Annotated in this window: 21 protein-coding genes; 1 reads left to right on the forward strand and 20 read right to left on the reverse strand. The window is 42.5% G+C overall.

What is annotated here, in order from left to right; all coding sequences use genetic code 11:
* The first annotated feature begins 8 nt into the window (after nt 1-8).
* A complete protein-coding gene (locus BRC29_02040; protein PSG98887.1) occupies nt 9-1,199 on the forward strand; it encodes an AAA family ATPase in 1,191 nt (396 codons plus the stop codon).
* 58 nt (nt 1,200-1,257) lie between these two features.
* Here BRC29_02040 and BRC29_02045 read toward each other — a convergent pair whose 3' ends face one another.
* The 20 genes from BRC29_02045 to BRC29_02140 form a co-directional block, all read right to left on the reverse strand.
* Nucleotides 1,258-1,581: a hypothetical protein gene (locus BRC29_02045; GenBank protein PSG98888.1), complete on the reverse strand. Its 324-nt coding sequence runs from the start codon at nt 1,579-1,581 to the stop codon at nt 1,258-1,260.
* Entirely contained in the window at nt 1,581-3,383 is a 1,803-nt protein-coding gene (locus BRC29_02050; protein ID PSG98889.1) for a hypothetical protein, read from the reverse strand. The genes BRC29_02045 and BRC29_02050 overlap by 1 nt, the downstream gene beginning before the upstream one ends.
* Entirely contained in the window at nt 3,377-4,249 is an 873-nt protein-coding gene (locus BRC29_02055; protein PSG98890.1) for a hypothetical protein, read from the reverse strand. Before BRC29_02055 ends, BRC29_02050 begins: the two co-directional genes overlap by 7 nt.
* A gap of 1 nt (nt 4,250) precedes the next feature.
* Nucleotides 4,251-5,282 (reverse strand): hypothetical protein, encoded by a 1,032-nt coding sequence (locus tag BRC29_02060; protein ID PSG98891.1) that lies wholly within the window; start codon nt 5,280-5,282, stop codon nt 4,251-4,253.
* Between the two features lie 6 nt (nt 5,283-5,288).
* Nucleotides 5,289-6,161 carry a hypothetical protein gene (locus BRC29_02065; GenBank protein ID PSG98892.1) on the reverse strand — a complete coding sequence of 291 codons (873 nt, stop codon included), beginning with the start codon at nt 6,159-6,161 and terminating at the stop codon, nt 5,289-5,291.
* Nucleotides 6,161-7,864, reverse strand: a complete 1,704-nt coding sequence (locus BRC29_02070; GenBank protein PSG98893.1) for a type IV secretion system protein VirB11 — start codon at nt 7,862-7,864, stop codon at nt 6,161-6,163. Before BRC29_02070 ends, BRC29_02065 begins: the two co-directional genes overlap by 1 nt.
* Nucleotides 7,864-8,214, reverse strand: coding sequence for a hypothetical protein (locus BRC29_02075; GenBank protein ID PSG98894.1), 351 nt, complete (start codon nt 8,212-8,214; stop codon nt 7,864-7,866). The genes BRC29_02070 and BRC29_02075 overlap by 1 nt, the downstream gene beginning before the upstream one ends.
* A 49-nt stretch (nt 8,215-8,263) precedes the next feature.
* On the reverse strand, nt 8,264-8,932 hold the full coding sequence (locus BRC29_02080) for a hypothetical protein (protein ID PSG98895.1): 669 nt from the start codon (nt 8,930-8,932) through the stop codon (nt 8,264-8,266).
* Between the two features lie 71 nt (nt 8,933-9,003).
* Entirely contained in the window at nt 9,004-9,537 is a 534-nt protein-coding gene (locus BRC29_02085) for a hypothetical protein (GenBank protein ID PSG98896.1), read from the reverse strand.
* A gap of 36 nt (nt 9,538-9,573) precedes the next feature.
* The gene (locus BRC29_02090; GenBank protein ID PSG98897.1) at nt 9,574-10,077 is read right to left on the reverse strand and encodes a hypothetical protein; all 504 of its coding nucleotides are present in this window, start codon (nt 10,075-10,077) and stop codon (nt 9,574-9,576) included.
* On the reverse strand, nt 10,064-10,822 hold the full coding sequence (locus BRC29_02095) for a hypothetical protein (protein ID PSG98898.1): 759 nt from the start codon (nt 10,820-10,822) through the stop codon (nt 10,064-10,066). The genes BRC29_02090 and BRC29_02095 overlap by 14 nt, the downstream gene beginning before the upstream one ends.
* 96 nt (nt 10,823-10,918) lie before the next feature.
* Nucleotides 10,919-12,583, reverse strand: a complete 1,665-nt coding sequence (locus tag BRC29_02100) for a thermosome subunit (GenBank protein ID PSG98899.1) — start codon at nt 12,581-12,583, stop codon at nt 10,919-10,921.
* A gap of 81 nt (nt 12,584-12,664) precedes the next feature.
* Nucleotides 12,665-13,042: a DUF86 domain-containing protein gene (locus BRC29_02105; GenBank protein PSG98900.1), complete on the reverse strand. Its 378-nt coding sequence runs from the start codon at nt 13,040-13,042 to the stop codon at nt 12,665-12,667.
* Between the two features lie 17 nt (nt 13,043-13,059).
* Nucleotides 13,060-13,464, reverse strand: coding sequence for a hypothetical protein (locus BRC29_02110; GenBank protein PSG98901.1), 405 nt, complete (start codon nt 13,462-13,464; stop codon nt 13,060-13,062).
* 64 nt (nt 13,465-13,528) lie between these two features.
* Complete coding sequence (locus BRC29_02115) at nt 13,529-15,376, reverse strand: Glu-tRNA(Gln) amidotransferase GatDE subunit E (protein PSG98902.1); 1,848 nt, start codon at nt 15,374-15,376, stop codon at nt 13,529-13,531.
* Nucleotides 15,373-15,690 (reverse strand): hypothetical protein, encoded by a 318-nt coding sequence (locus tag BRC29_02120; protein PSG98903.1) that lies wholly within the window; start codon nt 15,688-15,690, stop codon nt 15,373-15,375. Before BRC29_02120 ends, BRC29_02115 begins: the two co-directional genes overlap by 4 nt.
* The gene (locus tag BRC29_02125) at nt 15,680-16,186 is read right to left on the reverse strand and encodes a dephospho-CoA kinase (protein ID PSG98904.1); all 507 of its coding nucleotides are present in this window, start codon (nt 16,184-16,186) and stop codon (nt 15,680-15,682) included. Before BRC29_02125 ends, BRC29_02120 begins: the two co-directional genes overlap by 11 nt.
* Nucleotides 16,187-16,197: 11 nt before the next feature.
* Nucleotides 16,198-16,485, reverse strand: coding sequence for a hypothetical protein (locus BRC29_02130; GenBank protein PSG98905.1), 288 nt, complete (start codon nt 16,483-16,485; stop codon nt 16,198-16,200).
* Nucleotides 16,478-17,779, reverse strand: coding sequence for a Glu-tRNA(Gln) amidotransferase GatDE subunit D (locus tag BRC29_02135; protein PSG98906.1), 1,302 nt, complete (start codon nt 17,777-17,779; stop codon nt 16,478-16,480). Before BRC29_02135 ends, BRC29_02130 begins: the two co-directional genes overlap by 8 nt.
* Before the next feature lie 62 nt (nt 17,780-17,841).
* Entirely contained in the window at nt 17,842-18,561 is a 720-nt protein-coding gene (locus BRC29_02140) for a hypothetical protein (protein PSG98907.1), read from the reverse strand.
* Nucleotides 18,562-18,591 lie beyond the last annotated feature (30 nt).

Here is an 18,591-nt window from a genome sequence, read left to right on the forward strand (position 1 = left end):
GAAGTTTGATGTGGGTAAAAAAATATAGGCCGGATTCCCTGTCGGATTACAGGGGTGCAACCAGCGAGAAAGAAGAGCTGAAGGAATGGGCTGAGAACTGGGAGACGGGAGATAAACCAGTTTTACTTCACGGCCCGCCTGGAACCGGTAAGACTTCTCTTGTTGAAGCTCTCGGTAATGATCTCGGATATGAGATGCTTGAGACCAATGCCTCCGATGCTAGAACTAAGAGTAAGTTGAAAACCGAACTGAAGCAGGCAACCCAGCAGAAATCATTTTTCGGCGGCAAAAAGCTGATCTTGGTAGATGAAGTAGATGGTATGTCTTCTACAGATAGAGGCGGAACCAAAGAATTAGGGCGAATACTTGAAGAGACAAAGTTTCCCTTGGTTATGACTGCTAATGATGCCTATGATTCAAAGATTAGATCCCTCAGAAACAAATCGAAGGTCATAGAGATCGGGAAAGTACATACGAACTCGATTAACGCCCATCTAAAGCAAATCTTGGAACAGGAAGGTATTGAATACGAGAAGAAGGCTGTTAAAAAGATTGCCCGACAAGCTAATGGCCAGATGAGATCGGCTATAAATGATCTTCAAACGGTAGCCTCAGGAAAACAAGAACTTACTGAGGATGATCTTGATGCAGTCGGAATAAGAGATGCGGAGAAAGGTGTTTTTGATGCCCTTAAGATGATATTCAAGACTGATAGTGCGGAGACAGCTACCAATGCAACTGATAACCTTGATGAGGATCCGGATACGTTTCTTCAATGGGTTAGAGAGAATATTCCACGGGAATATACCGGATCTAGTGATACAGCTGAAGCCTATGACTGGATTTCGAGAGCCGATCTATTCAATGGCAGGATCAGGAGACGGATGAACTGGAAACTGCTGAAGTATGTCTATGCCTTCTCTACTATAGGAGTGGCTTTGAGCAAAGAGGAGCGTTATCAGGGATGGACGAAGTACCAGTATCCTTCAAAAATTAGGCAGATGGGGTCGTCTCGAGCCTCTCGAAACAAATTAGAGGAGATATCGAAGAAACTAGGTGAGAAGCTTCATATCTCGCTTAACGAGTCCAAATCGATGATGCCATTTGTAGCTGTGCTTCTTGAACATGATGAGAAAAAGTTTGCGGAGCAGTTAGAACTGGATGAGGATGAGATCCAGTTTATCCAGGAATTTAGATAGATATTGATCATGAAGAATCGAGGCAATTTCCAGACTAACTAGAGTCTTCCTTATTTTTTCAGTACTTTGATTTGGTTTGTGAACAGTTTAAGTTGACTTCAGTATTTGAGCTGACAAGTGTTATGTTGAAACAGGACTGGCCCTGTAATTTTTCTGTAGTTGTCTGATATCCTGTTATGGATGAGACCATGTCAATGAAATTTTGTACTTCTCGGGTATCGCTGTGATCAACTTTTTCTGCAGAGTTCTTTATCATTTCTACTGTGCCTCGGGCGCCATCGCTTTCAAAGCTTCTTTCTTCGACCTCTGATATTGTGGAAGCTGCTGATATTACTATAAATCCGATAACTATTGAAGATATCAGCATGAACTGTCCCTTCATTAGTTCCACCTCATAGAAATTTTGTAAGGTATAAATACATCTTCCTTCACAGCACCCACTGATTCTGTTGATGTAACGGATCTTGCCTGCTCCCCGAACTGTGCAGAATCTTCTGAGAGCCAGTGAATCAGAGCTGAAATCATCCTTTTTTCATCTTGATTGTACTTGTCTTTATAACCTATTCTCGCCAGTTTTCTTCCCTCAAATCCTTCGAAACTGGTTCTGTAGTTAATATTCTCAATATTGCTGTTTCCTGTATAGACGAAAGTAGATTTGTTACCATATCTTATAGCGGTTTTGCTTGGGAAATATACGCTGTATACCTTATTTTTGATGGTTACTGATTCGCCGTTGAGATATGGGCCTTCGCCCTTGTCTCCAAAGTTGTTGTTACGATCGAAGTCTATATTTAATGCTCTAACATTGTTCTGACAGAACTGTTTATCCTCTCCCAGTTTAGTATTTATGACCTCGTATTCTACAGTGTTATCGTCTTCATAGTTTTCGAACTCAAAGGTTCCCTTTGTAAGGTTTCTATCGGTTTCTCCATCTTCCACACAGGCAGTAGAAGGATAGCTGTCAACATTGGAAGGATCTACGTTTTTCATTGAGGAATTAGTCGAGTTCCAGTTGTTTATTCGGTAACTGCCTTCTTCAGTAGATAATATTGACTCCGATTTCTTGAAGTCTTGATCTTTCGAAGAAGTAACATTACCACTCGGAGTTAGATTAATTTTTCCAATATCCCCTTCTCTGCCTTTGAAATACGTTTCAACTTCATTAGCTGCGGGATTATCTCCGTAACTACCTCCTACAGAGTCTCCAGGGTTTCCCCGATAACCTGTTTTATGCGGAAGTTCAACCCACTTAAGCCCTGTGTCGTTGATGAAACTTCCTCCTCCATAAAAATCAGTTTTCTCCAGATCCATCATCAAAAGTACAGATCCCGCCGACATGAAATCCTTTATTTTCTTAGGGTTACCATTCAATATACCGTTTTCTATAGTCTCCCTGTCTCTGAAAACCAGAATATCGTAAGATCCGAGGTCTTCTCTATCAGCTGCCAGTGTATCAACTACTACTCCTGTATCCATCCCGTTTACCCTGCTTTCGAGTTCTGGCCGTAAACTGATTACCTGAGTTGAATTGAAGAGTTCAAGTTTCTTATCGGTGTCGCTGTATATTTCGTTAATATCCCAGTAGTCTCCTCCTGTTCCGTCTCCCCAGTAGATGAACTCGTCCTTGTAGTATGGTCCTTCTGATGAGGAAAACTGGCATCTGGTTTTGTTGTCAACCCATACCGTGTCATAGCCTTTTGTTCCTCCGGAGGTACTGGGATCTGTATCTAACACGTAGATGTATGCACCGGATTTTGGATTTTCCGTTCTCAGTGTTTCGTCTTTAGAGTCTAGTTCCCCCAGGTCGTCGTTTTGATAGCATTGATCACCTAGGTTCTGAACCGTATCCAGGGATGCATTAAATCTGTTATTCTCTAGAATGTTGAAACCGACTACTTGTTCAGTTAAAGGAATGTTCTCAATTGAACCTGAGAGCTTTATTCCTCCTCTAGAAAAGGTTTCCGCAGCTGTGACCAGGGAGCCTGTCTCTCCCTCTTTTATGAAATTAGTGGTGTCCCCTGATTCTTCCAGTGTATACATTATATCTTGGGCAGAAATCTCTTTTTGGAAATTATTCCAGTCGGTTGCTGGGTCGGAGGGCACGTTTCCTGCGATGAAACCAAACATTATCAGCATTGAGGCCATCACTTCAATAATATAGCCAACCCCCTTTCTATTCACCATGCTGTCACCTCAATTCTCACAGGTTCTCCCTCAAGAATTGCGAAACGATCAAAAGTTGTAACCTGTGTATCCGTATTGACTGTCGGCCCAAAATCCTTGATTTTTCTTCTGAAGATAACCAGTGAACCCCTATCGTTTCGCCGATTTTGGAAACTTTCCACATAGAAATCGTTTTCATTAATTTTATCTCCTGGTTTGTATGGCTCATCTGAGTTCGAATTACTAAAGTCCCAATCACCTTGCTGTACGTAAAGCGAGTCGTATACTCCTTCTTGAGAGGTTACTAGCATATTGTAGGTTAAGCCATTCAGATCTACTGATCCGTAATGGACACTGTTATCTGCGGTGGCGTATGGATCAGTGTCTGGATCGGTAATTTCTGGTTCAGTAATATTAGGATTTGACGGTGGCTGGGTTTTTTGGAAGGAATAATTGGTTTGAACTGTTGGAAGCCAGACAAATTTGAACCTGTACTGGTTTTCTACCTGGGTCTTGTTTTTGAATTCGGAATAATTGAGGCCGGTATTGCCGCCTACTGTAACGGTTTGAAGCTCATCGAGCTTTGATCTTTCTATCACGTGGTAATCGGAAGCTATGCCTATTGCTTCAATGTTTTTTAGTGTCGATGAGTTTTCTTCCCAGTTATTTCCACCGTCTCCGAAACTATGTCTACCTTTTTCGTTAATTAACTGTTCTGTCAGTGTCTTTGCCTCCAGATATAGGTCCATGTTCTCTGCGCTGGAACTGTATTGTGGAAGAACGTTGCTTGAGGTGATAAGACCTGCCATAGCTATCAGGAACAGACCTGCTGCTGCTAAAAACTCTATATTTATCTGTCCTTTGGAAGTCTTTTCCTGTTTTCTCATTTTAGACCCCTGCTAATCCAACCATGTACATAAATACTAGAAATGCGATCGGAAGCATAACCATTGCGTGTTTTATGCCTGCTGCCGGGCTTCCTTCACCAATCTGTCCGGCTACTGCTCCGGTACACATACCTTGTATCATAAGCATAGCGAATAATAAGCCCTTATAATATGCCATCTGACCATACTTGTAGTTTTCCGAAAATTCGCTTCCAAGCCCTTCTTGAGAGGCCTTATCCGGTATGAATCCAAATATCTCTGAAATAGTACAGATCGGTTTCGCATAAATTATATCACCGCTGCAGTAATTTGTGATCCCTTCACCGTCACCTCCCATGAAATCTACGTTCTGGAGAGCTCCTTCTCCTGGTTCACCCAGCCCTAAAAGTTGACCAAGCATCAAGTAAATTCCGACCGTAATCCCAACGAAAAGAAAGAATATAACATACATGATAAGGATTTGTTGTTTAGTCTGAGCATTCTTCTTCTGTATAACCTCTTTCAAGTTAGCGGAGTCCTCCGCTATTGATTCAATGGTTCTAGTTATATCTCCTCCGCTACGGAATCCTTGAAGTAGAATTGAGATCGATTCCTGTATAACTGTTGATCCGCTCATTCTTTCCGAGAATCGCTCCATTACTTTTGGGAAAGGTATCCCCCAGGTAAGCTCATTATGTATTTTTTCAGTTTCGGAGTTCAGTCTGCCATAATCGGTTTCTCTGGCGGATTCAAATGCCTGGATTATGGTCATTCCCCCTCTCTTTGATTCTGCTAAGTCTTTAAGGAAGGAAGGAAACCGATCCTCTATCTCCCTGATAGCTCGGTTCCGTAGAAACGATACGAGGCCGTATGGAAGCAAACCTATGATAAGACCTAGAATAAGGATAGAACCTCCTGTCTGCGCTGCTCCTGTCATATAGGCTGCTATACCTGCTATTATCAGTAAAGCTCCGATTACTGCGGATCCAAGTATTATTTTTTCAGGCTTCGATCTACCTGATTTCAGTTCATCCTCAACGAAGAAATCGAACACCGGTTATCACCTTATACCTCCTGGAGCCATTCCTCTTACCATAAGGATGAACATACCTGAGACCAGTGGTAGACCTACAAACATTGCTAGAATCTGTATCAGTACGATAAACTCTCCGGACATACTTGTAAAGCTGCTCATAACGGCGCTCATGGATGTGAAAACTATTGATCCGACAATTACTACTGTAATATACATTTCAACTAATAGAGATAACTGTTCTGAGAACGATTCAATTCTTCTCTGGTAATCTTTCATCAGGGTCTGTGATCTTTCCTGCAGGAATGATTTCATGGAGCCTCCAGAGGTCATTGCGTGGTTCATACCCCACATCAGGTCCTTGAAGTTCTCACTTGGTGTTCTCTCCGCCGCCCTCTGCAATGCCCTGCTCATATCCATTCCAAATGTTTCAACATCTTTGCTGATTTTTGCAGCTTCCTTAGATACTTCTCCATACTGTTTTACTTCCGCCATGTTCCGGAATACTTCTGACATAGAAGTACCTGTACCGGCCAATGTTGCCATATACATGGTGGCAAAAGGAAGGCTGTCACGGATTTTTGATGCTCTCTGCCTGATAACTATCGATGGGTAAAGATAGGTGGTAACTAATACCATAGTCGGTAGAACTATCGAAAGTGTGATTCCCAGAATAAATCCTGAAAGCCCCATCATCAATGAAAGCACCGTACACAGGATAAAGAGGCTTCCTACAAAAACTGCCGCAGCTGTAAACATCATCATAGCAATATACTCAGGTAAAGAAGCAGGGATATCGGCCTTAGACAGTTGTGGTCTTAAATCCTTAAAGTAATCAACAAACTCAAGGGCATAAACCCCGAACTGATCGTAGCAGAAACTTGCGTATTTCTCCAGCATTAGCTTTCTATCTCAACACTGTTTTCAGTAGAGTTCAGGGTTTTGTCCATATCCCTCAGTACCGACTGCGGATCGGAATAATACCTTGATATAATATCTCCTACATCCCGGTAATGTTTTGTCCCCTCATCCTGCATATGTTGTAGTACGTGTTGTCTTTTTTTCAGCTCGTTCTTAATCTGTTCATCATCTCCTCCTGTCTGATCGACTATATCTTTCAACAGAATTGAATTGTTCACAACCTCATAGTTATCTGATTGAGAGTCCCACCCGAAAACCTTGTTGGCATCTATACCTGTCCTCTTATTGTATCCTTCTACCTCGTAGATACCTGTAATCCTTCTGATGTATTTATCGCCTCTCCTGATTCTTTTGATCAGCATGATGGCGTCTAAGGTCTCTATGAGGGATGGTGAGAGATTGATTGGGTTGGTTGTCAGTCTATCCATAAGCATCTCAAGTGAGTCGGCGTGGATTGTTGAGAGCCCTGTGTGTCCCGTTGCCATTTGCTGGAATAGAATATATGCTTCTTCTCCTCGGACCTCTCCGACGATAATGTATTCAGGTCTTTGACGCAGGGATTCTTTCAATAGGTCGTCCATTGAAACTTTTCCTCCCTCTTCTACTGAACTTCCGAAGCCGGATCTTGCGACTTCAGGTACCCAGTGGTCGTGTGGCAGCCGGAGCTCAGGTGTATCTTCGATGGATACGATCTTTTTGTCGGGCCGGATGAAAAGCGATAAAGCGTTTAACTGGGATGTTTTGCCGGCTCCTGTGGTACCACATACAAGTACTGATTTCTCGTGTTCAATTACAGTCCAAAGATAACTCATCATCTGTGCGTTCTCTGTTTCAAAGTCCATCATGTGGATAGGTGTCAATGGGTCCTCTGTGAACCTTCTGATCGTAAAGTTAGATCCTTTACGGGCAATATCTGTCGCAAGTGTTGCCTGAACTCTTGATCCGTCGGGCAGCGATCCATCAAGAAGTGGAGAGGAGACTGATATAGATCGTCCGCATCTCTGCGATAGTTTCATAACAAAGCTGTCAAGTTCTTCGGTATCATCCCATACTACATCGGTTTTAAGCGATCCGAACTTTGGGTTTCTGTGGTATGCATAAACCGGTATACCTGATCCGTCACAGGAAATGTCCTCAATTTCTTTATCATTCATCAAAGGCTGTAGTTTTCCAAGCCCTGCGAAATCTCTTTTTGCATAGTACCTGATTACTTGTCTTTGATTGGTTTCCAAGCTGATGTTGTATTTATCTGTTATATGGTTAATTTTCTCCTCAAGGTATTCTTCAGCTTCTTCAGTCTCTAAGTCGGTGAAGTTTACATCGAAGCTTCTCTCTAGAATCATTTTTATTCTATCTAGAGCCTTCTCAGTCTCTGGTTTTAGCTCCGGTTCTATAACCCTATAGATTAACTCGCCTTCTCTCTCATTCCAGGTGATGTAGGCCCATGCGTATACGAGTTCTCCTTCGTCCGGGTCTTGTGGCATTAAGGGATATACGACTTCTGTATCCGTTAGACCATCGTCTTCGTCCTGTTCTTCCAGCTCTGAGGAATCAAACTCTCCGGGGGGAGGTACTTGGACTCCTTCAGGGTTTTTTTCTACTTCTTCCTCATCTTCCTCATATAGTTCAGGGTGTTTAACCCTTCTCAGTTTCTCTGAAAGACTCATGAAATTGTATGACATTATCTAGCCCTCAAACTGTACTGGTTACCGGTTTTGTATAATGTTACTGTTCCTCCCTCTACTGAACCCTGTAAATCATATTCATTGAAATTGTGGAGTGTGGTGATGTATTGTTTTTGTGCTGTTACTAGTTTAATTTCCTCTCCGAGGATCAAGTTATAGTTCACACCGCCAACATCTTCTGGTATTTTCAATTCAACTTTTCCTTCGTCTGTTCCTTTCATTGTGTAGACAGCTGATTTTATTTTATACTGTATTGTTTCGACATCTTTTTTCTCTGTAGAATCTTTTACCTGGTCCTGATAATCTCCAAATATGCTTATAGTTCCGGTGGCCAATGTGAGCCCCATGGCAACTACCAAAACGCTTTCCACGGCTAGGTACTGTCCTTTCAAACTATCACCTGAAACCTAATACGAGCTCTGTATTTTCTCTCGGAACTTTCTCCTGGTTTGGAAGCTCTACGCCTTGGTCACCTCTCTCCCACGCTGTTCCCTGATTCGAAATAAATATTGTAGTACTACCTGAACTGGATGTCTGTCCTCCTGCTGTTAGATTGATTCTTGACAATTCTCTTCCTGAAGGAGTATCTGCAAGCATGTTTCTAAATTCAACTCTATACGTAACCAGTGATTCTTCATCGGCACTTATTGATCTGACAAGTACTGCTCCAGGTAGATCGTCGTTACTTCTCGCATACGCACCGCTTCCAACTGAAAGATTCTGTAAAGAATTCCCTTTCAACAATGTCCAGGTATCAACAGGATAAGGAGAACTACTTCCTCTTTTACGGATATCTATATAGTTTTGCTCTTCATTAATTCTGACCCTGGTATCGGAGCTTGAACTCTCGAATAAATCTATTTCTGCGGATGTACCTTCTCCGCCCTGACTTACCTCAACTATTTGGTTGTATAATCCTAAAACATTTTGCTCAGTTCTATCAAGTTCTGCTTGACTCTGTTGTTTTTCTAGGAGAGGAACTCCCCACGTATAGGAAGTTGCCACAGTGCCTACTACCACACTAGTTATGAGTACGGCCGTAACCGCCTGCGCCTGACCTTTCATAAATTAATAATCAGTTGTCTGGAATATAAAGTATCGGGAAGAAAAAAGAAAAGAAAAACCAAATGTATTGATTAACAGGTGTTAGTACTGCCTGTTTGCGGATTACACATGTAGCTGTAATCCTCTGAATCTATCTGCTGGTAATCAATAACGACCCTAATCTCCTGTGTCGCATTCGGGAAGTTAACGCCTGTATCGCATGTCCTTTCGGCTCCTGGGTTGAATGGTTCTGCTTGATCTGTTCCTTTGAGACAGCCGTCAGCTTTGCTTGAATTCCATTCCTGGTTAATCCTGAAAAGCGTATCTCTCTGCAGAGGTTCTTGCTCATTTCCAGGCTGGTAACGCATAGCTGTTTCGTTGGGTAGGTCAACTGTCCTTTCCCCGACATTTCTGTAAGTCAATGTGATGGTATTGCTTGTACTATTCTCGTAAGCAGACTCAATATTGATATCAGTCTGTTGAGCCTGTTGTCTTGAGTTTAATTGATCTACTTGGCTTTGATCGCTTATTATGTTTTGATAAAGTCCCCATGCTGATGCCACTGCGCCTACTGTTATCAATAGAAGTAGGACAACTGCAATGACAGGTGTTATTCCTTTTCTCATGATATAAATACAATTGAACTTCCTGTTTAAATAACTTTAATAACAGGTGTTGTCCCCTGTGTTGTAACACGGAAATGAAATAGATGTTTTGGAGGGACCTTCAAAATTGATATTTGTTTGATTTCCTTCATCCGGGAATTCTTTGGTTGTATTTACAGGTATTGATTCTCTCGGATTAAGAACGATTGAACCGGATTTCGAGTTCACGAACTCCCAACTTCTACTATCTCCGTTTACAGGTCTACCATCTACATACAGATTAAGTGTCTTTACTCCGTCTGCGTTCTGTAGTTGAAGTGAAATTGCTCCGCTGTTCCTAAGAGCCATCAGTATGTATCCATCAGATCCATTGTATGCATTATCGCGACTTAATTCAGCTTTAGATTCTTCAGATTGTTTGTCAATCTTATCTTTAACATTTTCCCGGGTTTGACTCGTAATTTCGTCTATAAAGGTCCATGCAGAAGTAGCTGCTGCCACACTGATTAATATTAGAAGAACTGCTCCTATAACTTGGCTTACACCTTTACTGCTCATCATCCATCTTGTCAAACTTTTCTTTCAGTTTTCTCATTCTATCTGAGTTCTGGTTTCCTCCACCGGAATTCCTGTTTCCTGAGCTTCTACCTCCTTGTTTACGTGCTGAACCCTCAGCCTGGTTTCTGCGGTTCGAATTTCCCGAGCCACCTCTGTTCACGTTTAAACCTTGGTTGCCGGATCCACCAGTTCTAGAACGGTTTCCGCCTCTCTGACCGCTTTGTTGTGAGTTATTTCTGCCTAGCTTGTTCTTTGAAAGTGTATTGTCTTTGCTCTGAGCGGTATAAGATCTCTTAATGCTTTTGTTTAGATCCTGAAGATTGTCAACTACTTGCCTGTTTGAGTTCCTGATATCATCTGCTACTTCCTGCATTTCATTTCCAACCGCATCAGCTATTCTGGAGTGAACATCGTTTATGACCTCACCCTCTAGATCTGCCTCAGATGCCTCTTCTAGAAGATCCATGAACGAGTTCATGTTGTCAATCACATTGTCCATCTTGTGGGTCAAATCCTCTACTGAGTTCTTCAGTTCATGGGTAGACTCGGTCATATCATTGACGATTTTCTGGTTAGACTTCATTATATCAAGAACATCTCTGATAAGTTTGTCATCTGCCGAACCTGCGGTTCCTTTTGTCTCGATTTCGTCAATTCTTCTCTCCAGTTTTCTGATGGGGCCTACCGGAACTACCTCGTAGTCCTCTCCGGCATCTCCACCGCCTAACTCTACCTCTTCTTTGGACATAGTAATATTACCTAGTCAACATTTGTCGAAATCGGATTATAAAGGTAATTAATCTGGCTTAGAAGAAAGAAAGAGAAAGAACGAGATATGGATTGTTTACATCATTCCTCCCATTCCACCGCCAGGCATTCCGCCTGGAGCTCCTCCGGGTCCGCCCGGTGGGCCTCCTGCTTCATCTCCGCTTCCTGATGCTGAGATAACATCGTCGATTCTGAGAATCATCTCTGCTGCTTCTGAAGCGCTTGATACTGCCTGTGTCTTGGTCTGCTGTGGTTCTACTACTCCTTCGTCAAACAGTTTCTGTGATTCACCTGATGTTACATTAATTCCGGCCCAGACTTCGCCTTCGTCATGTTTGTTTCTGAGATCGACAAGTGTATCGATCGGGTCGAATCCTGCGTTCTCGGATAGGGTTCTTGGGACGATCTCTAGGGCGTCTGCGAATGCGTTTATTGCGAGCTGTTCTCTGCCTCCAACTGAGTCTGCATAGTCTCGTATTTCTTGTGCGAGTTCGACTTCGGTTGCGCCTCCTCCGCCGACTACTCTTCCGTTTCGTAGAGCTGAGGATACACCTCCTATTGCGTCTTCCATTGCTCTTTCGATTTCATCTACCACATGTTCTGTTCCTCCTCTGATCAGGATTGAGACTGATTTGGCTTCCGGGCAGTCCTGGACAAATGTCATGGCTGATCCACCGATCCTTCTCTGTTCGACGGCCCCGGCTTCTCCTAGATCCGAGTTTTCTATCTCTGTGATTGATGTTACGATGTTTGCGTTTGTTGCCTTGGCGAGTTTGTCCATGTCACCTGAGGAAACCCTTCTGACCGCATAGATTCCTTTCTTCGCAAGGTAATGCTGTGCGATGTCGTCTATTCCTTTCTGGCATAGAACGACGTTTGCTCCGGCTTCATCGATTGCTTCTACCATTTCCTTGAGCTGTTCTTCTTCCTGTTCTACGAAGTTTTTCATCTGGTTTGGGTCGGAGATCGAGATTTCTGCATCGGTTTCAGTTTCCTTGACTTCGATCGCAGAGTCTAGAAGTGCGATATTTGTATCTTCTACTGTGTCAGGCATACCGCCGTGGACTTTCTCTTTGTCGAGAATTACTCCTTTTACAAGCTCTGTGTCTTCTACTGATCCTCCTTCGTTTTTCTCTACCTTGATCATGTCCCGGTCGATTGCGAAACCTGACTCTGTCTGTTCTGCGACTCCTTCAACTGCATCGACTGCGATTGTTGCGAGATAGTCTCGGGCTGTCTCAGCTGATTTTCCTGTCATTGCTGTCATCGCCACCCTTTCAAGTACTTTACTGTCGTCAAGGTCGACTTCCTCACCTATATTGTCTAGTACCTGAACAGATTTTTCTCGGGCTAGCCTGTATCCTTTGGTTATCACTGTTGGATGGATTTCCTGGTCTAAAAGGTCCTCGCTTTGTTTAAGTAGTTCTCCTGCAAGCACTACTGCGGTCGTTGTTCCGTCGCCGACTTCTTCTTCCTGTGTCTGTGCGACTTCGACCATCATCTTGGCTGCGGGATGGTCTAGATCCATTTCTTCTAGTATTGTTACGCCGTCGTTTGTTACTACTAGGTCTCCTATGGAATCGACCATCATCTTGTCCATTCCTTTTGGGCCTAGTGTTGTTCTTACGGCTTTTGATACTGATTTACATGCAGAAATATTGTTTTCCTGTGCGTCTTCTCCGGTTGTTCGTTCAGCGTCTTCCGACATGATGAAGACAGGCTGTCCTCCAAGTCCTGGCATTGTTATGATTCACCTATTTTTGTTGATGTGTGTAAAAATATTAAAAGATGACCGAAACGTACAGCCAGATTAGGTTCTCCGTCATTCTTTGTTTCTGTATTCTTCTATCTGCTCTACAAACTCTAAAAGGTCGTTAAGATCTTCATCAATTATTTTTTGGAGTTCTTCTTCATCAACTTCCATATACCTATGGACCACAAGGTTTCTGAATTTCGCCATCTGTTTGAGCCTTTCCACGAGTTGTTTCTCTATTACGTTATTTTTTCCCAGAGTCTGGAAATAATCGCTATAAGATTCTTCTCGGCCCCATCCGTTCCTTGAAATTATTTGACTTGAGATATCTATGGAAGCTTCGACTGCCTCTTGAAGTGTATGTTTCAAGCCTTGGAAATGGTAGAAATCATCTTGATTGACTTTTTCGTCTTTGAGTTTCCTGATACTCTCCTCAATTAGATCCATTCGTTCATTTATTGAACTCACGATTTCAAACCCTCCAGCCTCTCAGATCTTGAATTATAGTATCTTTGGATGTAAGGTTTCATGTCGAGGTACTTTCTCATCACAGACTCCTCAAATTTGCATCTCTTATCTCTCTTCAACTCGAATACCAACTCACCGGTTTTGACAACTTCTTTCTTGAATACTATATCATCGACATTTAGCGGTCTTAAATCTATTTCCTTATCGAAACAGGGTTCTAAGGCTTCTTCTAGATCTACGACCTGTTCCAATCCTTCATAGTCTTCAAACAGCACTCCAATATCTAAGTCACTCTTCTCATCACTTTCTCCCTTCGCGAAGGAGCCGTACAGATAAACGGCTACAATATCCCTGCCCTGGAATAGGTCTTTTCGATTCTTTATTTTCTGCTTTACTTTCATATTAGAGAATTAGTGGGTCAAATCAGTTAAAACTATCGAACAATCGGTGGGATTGGGTTATTTTTCAGACTTCTTTTTTGAGTTCTTCTTCAAGTATTTTCGAGACAGTTCCGCCGTCAGCTTCAACTCTTCCCATTACCAGTCCCATCAGTGCTCCCTGGGCTCTCATTCCTTGTTCCTCGATCATTTCCTCTTTTTCATTAATAACATTCTGGACTACTTCCCGGATTTCTTCTTCGCTAGTCTTGGATTCTGCTACTTTTTCGATCGCCTCTTCTGGAGGCATGTGAACCATTTTCTCAAGAACTTTCTCAATGTCGCCTTTGGCAATTAAACCGTCTTCAAGTGCTTCAAATAGAGACTTGAAGTGTTCCTCAGCCAGTTTTTCCACTTTTACTCCTTCCGATTCGAGCCGGGAGTAGGTGTTTGTCAGAGTGTTTGCAGCAAGTTTTGGATTAAATTTCTGCTTCAGCTCCTCAAATATCAGCAGTTTTTTGGAGTGTACGATCTGTGATGCTAGTTCATCTCCTATTTCCTCCGAGTACTTTTTTTCTCTTTCTTCTAGAGTATCTGGTAGATTATTTCCAACCTCTTTGATTCTTTTATCTGATATCTGGATCGGCGGTATATCGGTTTCAGGGTACATCCTTGCGGCTCCGGGCAGCGGACGGGAGTAGCTAGTGGTAAAATCCTGTTCCGCGCTTCTCGTTTCTTCAGGTACTTCTTGTTCGTACAGCATTTCTGCTCTTCTTTTCACTTCCTGAGCTGCTTTCTTCGCCTTCTGTTCTTCCGCTGCAATTATCGCTATTACATCTTCTTGCTCTTTATCAAATATATCCGCAAGTTCTTCAAACTCTTCCTCCAGTCCGTATCCACCGATATCTTCATCTGTATGAATTATCCCTCTCGGACCCTGGTTTCTCGCGTAATCGACAAGTTCCTTTGCCAGATATCTTTCTCTGGAAATCTTTTCTTTCATCTTCCCGGTCATTTTCGGCAGTTTCAGTGCGTAGACTGCGCCATCATTCTCTAGAACTGTTGAGACCATTTCATTATCTGTTCCCTCAAATACGTAGGTTACGTTGTCGCCTACTACTTCAGAATCTGAGTTCAGGTTCTCACCTAGTTCAACAAGGTTCTTCTGTCTCTCAACTTCAAGTTCAATCAGTTTGTCGATATTTCTGACATCTTGGAATCCCTTGATCTCGACTCTTGCACCCTCTTCAATTGAAACGTTGACGTCCTGCCTTATCGTTCCAAGCCCTCTTCTGGCTTTTCCGGTTGAGCGAAGAAGCATACCGATTTTCTCAGCGACTTCTCGGGCGTGTTCCGGATTCTTAACTGAGGCATCTGTTCCGACCTCAATTAGCGGTATTCCCAGCCTGTTAAGGTCGTATACTGCTTTTTCCTGTGTTCTCTCATGTATTCCGGCGGATTCCTCCTCCAGCTCAATATCTTCGATTGATACTGTTCCGGATTCTGTTTCCAGTTCTCCGTCCAGTCCTATCATGGCGGTTCTCTGGAATCCTGAAGTGTTGGAGCCGTCGATCACCATTTTACGCATAACCTGTATCTCTGCCGGGATCTTCGCATCTATCATCCTTGTGAATGTCAGCGCTGTTTCGAGTGCTTCCTCATCCATTTCATGTGGTGGTTCTTCGTCAATTTCGACAAGACAGTTGTTTCTCTTGTAGTAATTGTAGACAAACTTTCTATCCTTCATTTCCTCGACTTCTGCTGCATGGTCTTTTCCACCGGATTCTCCTTTTACAGCCCTCAGGTATCTCTTTACCTGTGAGTCCGCTGCCTCGTCTTCAAGATCGATTGGACAGTCACAGAACAGTTTGGTCTCAGTTGATAGCTGCTGATGAATTTCTATTCCGCACTTAAAGCCGAGTTCTTTGTAATTCATTTTTCTAGGAATTCGTCTGCCAGTTCAATTAGATCTTCTCTATCGGTTTTTCTCTTGTTGAAGATTTTTAGTTCAAGTCTATGATCAGCTACTTCGCTGTATGCACTGACTTTTGTTTCTTCTCTGTAGAATTCATTTACCTTTACGATACCGTGGTATCGGGAGTCGATGGCTGATTCTATATCCTTTAGCTCAACTGTCTCTAATTCTGTGTTTTCCGCTGCGTAATCGAAAAATTCCTTAGCGGTATCTGAATCTTCGAATTCTATGCCGTATTCGGTCGGTTCATGCCTGTTTTTCTGATTAGATGCCAATATGTTTCACCTTTTCTTCTAATTCCTCCAATGTTCCTTCATTTTTAATTAGATGATCGCTCAGTGCCATCATGTTTCCGATTCCGTTTCCTAGTTCCCGCCAGTCCCGTTCCTCGAATTTCTGGCCTTCTACATCTTCCTTTCTCTGCCGTTTTTCCCGTCTCTGTCTCCGAGTCTTGCGGCTGCTCCATACTGCTATTATATTTATTTCTTCACCGGTCTCTTGTTCAAATCTCTCTTTTTCTTCCCAACCTCTCATCCCGGTTATCATAATTTTTTCGTTTTCATATATTATTTCCTCAAGATAGGGAACGGATAGTTGAGCGATCGCATTCATTCCGTGTTTGTCTCTCATTGAGTTGACAAATTCTCCCTCATTTCCAGGTTCTATACCTCTTTTTCCCATTTCTATCCTTACTACTTCACCCATGTCAAGAACAGTGTATCCTTTTTCTTCCATTAAATCGGCTACCGTTGTTTTACCTGATAGAGGCATTCCTGTTACTCCTAGGATCTTAGGAATTGGAAAACACCTTTTTTCTCCTTTCTTTTCTCATTTTTTATTCTATCTTTCACCATGTTTTTCGCCACCTGGTACTCTGTGAAATCCTCTATATCTTCTACATTAACACCGGCTAGGTTAATTATTCTTTCCGGGTTGTCAAGTTCCATACCGTTGTCGTATCCCTCGCATAAGGCGAACTCTCTGAGTATGTTTCTCAGTCTTTGCTTGTTCCCGTTTTCGAGGAATTTCTTGGCTTTCCTATCAAATTCGTCTAGGCTGTGTTCACTCATTGTAGATCGATCGTTTCTGTGTCTCCCCTGCAATATTGCTCTTGAAAACTTGTTTTGCTTCTTCTAGGTCTTCCCCTTGACCTAGAGACCACATCAGCTTTACGTAAGCCAGTTCCGGATGCATATCTTTTGCCTCAATTACTCCGGTTTCTTTGATCTTCAAACCGGCATCGTACACGTTCATGTTGGTTCTACCGTATATACATTCTGAAGACATTACTACAACTGCGTTTTCAGTTATCTCTTCCACTTTTTCGAGTATTTCTTCGTGATGTTCTGTCTTACTGTCGAATGAGTTTACAGGCATGTGTCCCAGTCCTGTACCCTCAATTATAACGCCGTTATATCCTTTTTTCTTTATCCAATTTAGTTCCTCTGGTTTCATCCCCGGTCTTACTTTAATATATCCTATCTGAGTATCAAGATCGAATTTCGGTTCATATTCCTCGTTGTTCTCTGTTTTGTTTTCTATTTCTACCGTGTCTTCTCGGTAGTCTACTAACCCTATTCTTTGTGCGTTGACTGTCTCAAATGCATCTCTTCTTGAGGTATGCATCTTTCTTATCTTATTTGCTGGCATTAGACTGCATAAATCGTCATCTACGGTGGAATGCATGCATACACTGATTCCTTCGAAATCTGTATCTTTCAAGAACTTTGCGGCTGAGTAAAGGTTTTGAGCGGCATCGCTGCTTGGCCTGTCAGATGACCTCTGAGAACCTACCAGTATCACTCCTGTATCAATTCCCTTCAGCATAAGCGAGAGGGCTTGACCGGTATACTGCATTGTATCCGTTCCATGACCGATGATTATGCCATCGTACTCATCTTTCTCCTCGTCTATTTTTCTGGCTATCTCCTGCCAGTGTTCCGGTTCCATGTCTTCGGAGAGCATCTGGGCTATAACTTTTGAGTGCAGGTTACAGATTTCTCCAAGCTCTGGATACATCTCTAAGAGCGCTTCTGGATCAAAAGCAGGTTTTACCCCTCCTTCCTCGTATGAGACTCTAGAGGCTATAGTTCCTCCAGTGTGGAGAATCAGTATATCTGGCCTATCTTTTGAGTGTTCTATCTCTGTTTGGTTGCTATCTTCTGTTTCTTTTTTCTCTATAAGTTCTATTTGGTCTGTTTTTACACCTATATTGTAGCCGCTGTCAAGTTTGATTATAACTGATTCCGGGTCACCATTTTCTGGTTTAGGCATAAGTCTGCCTGTGTTGTTACCGGCTTTGATCTCATCGCCCGGCTCTATATCCTTTTTTTCCAATGTTTGCCGGATTTGTTCAGAATACATAGTAGAAAGTGGTCGGGTTGAAATCTTAATAATCAATTGGAAATACAGGCTTCAAATATCGCTTATTGTCGGTAGTTCTGTACATCAACCTGTATGAAGTCAGCTCCTGTTGGAAGCCTGAAGAAGATATCGTAAGTAAATAGGTTGCTATCGATTGTTGCCTGGACCTCTCCCGTTCCTATGAAATCGCCGGTGTTTGCGGTTGTATAACCGGTGCCGTTGCTTGTTGATTTTTTATCGTTTAATTCGATTGAGAGGTTTGCATTAAGTTTTCTGTTCTCATCCTTGAACTCGTAGAGGGTAAGTAGCTCTGAAGTGTTTATACTTTCAGGGTTTGATTCGTTACCTATTTTCTTGATGCATGCTTTGATATGTTCGTTTTCCATCATATAACAATTTGTCCCGCCTACAGTTGTTTCACTGACGTTGACGTCTGCAGAAGAGCTTAAAAGCACGTTTCCTTCTCCGGCTGTGGTTTGTGGTGATATTACATCTGCATTTGTCTCCAGCTCATATATCAGTGTTTTTGTATCATTGTCAAAGTATATTTCTCCTTTATCAAATTCCCCGCTAACCGTTCTTGTAGATCCTTCTCCCTCTGTTACAACTGTTTGAACGTTAGAATCTAGTTCCTGCATAAAGCTTTGGGCCTGTCTCACTGAGGCGGCATCCTGCATGTTCTCCAAAGCTGGTACTCCCGCAGTCAATGCAACTGATATGGCTGATACCGTTACACCAATGTATATAGCGGAGGTTGCTACCTGGGAAACGCCTTTAGACATAATTGTTTGTTGTTAATTCCGGCTTAAATA

The organism is Nanohaloarchaea archaeon SW_7_43_1 (assembly GCA_003009795.1).
Lineage (GTDB): Archaea > Nanohalarchaeota > Nanosalinia > Nanosalinales > Nanosalinaceae > SW-4-43-9.

Coding starts and splice junctions, on each gene's coding strand:
- BRC29_02040 (PSG98887.1), top strand. CDS start 9: ATGTGGGTAAAAAAATATAGGCCGGATTCCCTGTCGGATTACAGGGGT.
- BRC29_02045 (PSG98888.1), bottom strand. CDS start 1,581: ATGAAGGGACAGTTCATGCTGATATCTTCAATAGTTATCGGATTTATA.
- BRC29_02050 (PSG98889.1), bottom strand. CDS start 3,383: ATGGTGAATAGAAAGGGGGTTGGCTATATTATTGAAGTGATGGCCTCA.
- BRC29_02055 (PSG98890.1), bottom strand. CDS start 4,249: ATGAGAAAACAGGAAAAGACTTCCAAAGGACAGATAAATATAGAGTTT.
- BRC29_02065 (PSG98892.1), bottom strand. CDS start 6,161: ATGCTGGAGAAATACGCAAGTTTCTGCTACGATCAGTTCGGGGTTTAT.
- BRC29_02070 (PSG98893.1), bottom strand. CDS start 7,864: ATGTCATACAATTTCATGAGTCTTTCAGAGAAACTGAGAAGGGTTAAA.
- BRC29_02075 (PSG98894.1), bottom strand. CDS start 8,214: ATGGGGCTCACATTGGCCACCGGAACTATAAGCATATTTGGAGATTAT.
- BRC29_02080 (PSG98895.1), bottom strand. CDS start 8,932: ATGAAAGGTCAGGCGCAGGCGGTTACGGCCGTACTCATAACTAGTGTG.
- BRC29_02085 (PSG98896.1), bottom strand. CDS start 9,537: ATGAGAAAAGGAATAACACCTGTCATTGCAGTTGTCCTACTTCTATTG.
- BRC29_02090 (PSG98897.1), bottom strand. CDS start 10,077: ATGATGAGCAGTAAAGGTGTAAGCCAAGTTATAGGAGCAGTTCTTCTA.
- BRC29_02095 (PSG98898.1), bottom strand. CDS start 10,822: ATGTCCAAAGAAGAGGTAGAGTTAGGCGGTGGAGATGCCGGAGAGGAC.
- BRC29_02100 (PSG98899.1), bottom strand. CDS start 12,583: ATGCCAGGACTTGGAGGACAGCCTGTCTTCATCATGTCGGAAGACGCT.
- BRC29_02105 (PSG98900.1), bottom strand. CDS start 13,042: ATGGATCTAATTGAGGAGAGTATCAGGAAACTCAAAGACGAAAAAGTC.
- BRC29_02110 (PSG98901.1), bottom strand. CDS start 13,464: ATGAAAGTAAAGCAGAAAATAAAGAATCGAAAAGACCTATTCCAGGGC.
- BRC29_02115 (PSG98902.1), bottom strand. CDS start 15,376: ATGAATTACAAAGAACTCGGCTTTAAGTGCGGAATAGAAATTCATCAG.
- BRC29_02125 (PSG98904.1), bottom strand. CDS start 16,186: ATGCCTCTATCAGGTAAAACAACGGTAGCCGATTTAATGGAAGAAAAA.
- BRC29_02130 (PSG98905.1), bottom strand. CDS start 16,485: ATGAGTGAACACAGCCTAGACGAATTTGATAGGAAAGCCAAGAAATTC.
- BRC29_02135 (PSG98906.1), bottom strand. CDS start 17,779: ATGTATTCTGAACAAATCCGGCAAACATTGGAAAAAAAGGATATAGAG.
- BRC29_02140 (PSG98907.1), bottom strand. CDS start 18,561: ATGTCTAAAGGCGTTTCCCAGGTAGCAACCTCCGCTATATACATTGGT.